General features: G+C 71.9%; 1 protein-coding gene. It reads left to right on the forward strand.

What is annotated here, in order from left to right; genetic code table 11:
• On the forward strand, positions 1-893 hold an 893-nt coding region (locus J7528_RS23560; RefSeq protein ID WP_291879712.1), incomplete at both ends, for an AcvB/VirJ family lysyl-phosphatidylglycerol hydrolase.

The following is an 893-nucleotide window of genomic DNA, read 5'->3' on the forward strand; positions in this document are numbered from 1 at the left end:
CCTCTATCCCGCCGGCGACTTCTCGGAACTGGCCCAAGCCGCCCAGAAGGCGCTGAAGTTCTCGGGCTATCACAAGCCAATCCTGGTCGGCCAAGGCGCGGGCGCCGCCCTGGCCTACGGCACGCTGGCCCAGTCACCCAGCGGCATCTTCCAGGGCGGGGCGGCCCTGGATTTCCGCGCCGACCTGCGAACCACGCGCCCCTTGCTGGCCGGCGACGGCGGCCTGGCCCATGCAGTCACGCCTGGCGGCTTCGCCTACGCGCCCGATCCGAAGCTGACGACCCCGTTTGTCGCCATTCCCGGCGCCGCCCCCGACGCCGTCCGCACCTTCATGGCCAAGCTGCCGCAAGGCCGCGTGCTGCCGGTGGCGACGGACTCGCAGCCCGAAGCGCAGTTGGCCGCCGCCCTGGCCATGGTCGCGCCGCCGATGGCGCCGGCCGTTTCCTCCGCGCGTCTCGCCGGCCTGCCATTGGTCGAAACCCCCGCCGCCGCCGGCGGCGACACCCTGGCGATCTTCTATTCGGGCGACGGCGGCTGGGCGGGCATCGATCGCGGCCTGGCCCAAGGCTTCGTCAAGGCGGGGGTGCCGGTCGTCGGCTACGACTCGCTGCGCTACTTCTGGACCCAACGCTCGCCTCAGGCTGCGGCCGACGACCTGGCCGCCGTCATCCGCCACTACCAGGCCGCCTGGGGCCGGAAGCGGGTGATCCTGGCCGGTTATTCGTTCGGCGCCGACGCCTTGCCGATCATCGTCGCGCACCTGCCGGCGGACCTGCGCGACCAGGTGCGGATGGTGGCCCTGCTGGGGACGGACTCCACAGGCGAACTCGAATTCCACCCCGGCGATTGGCTGAACGTGGGTGCCAAGGACAGCTACCCGATCGCCCCGGTGC

This window comes from Caulobacter sp. (genome assembly GCF_017744445.1).
Lineage (GTDB): Bacteria > Pseudomonadota > Alphaproteobacteria > Caulobacterales > Caulobacteraceae > Caulobacter.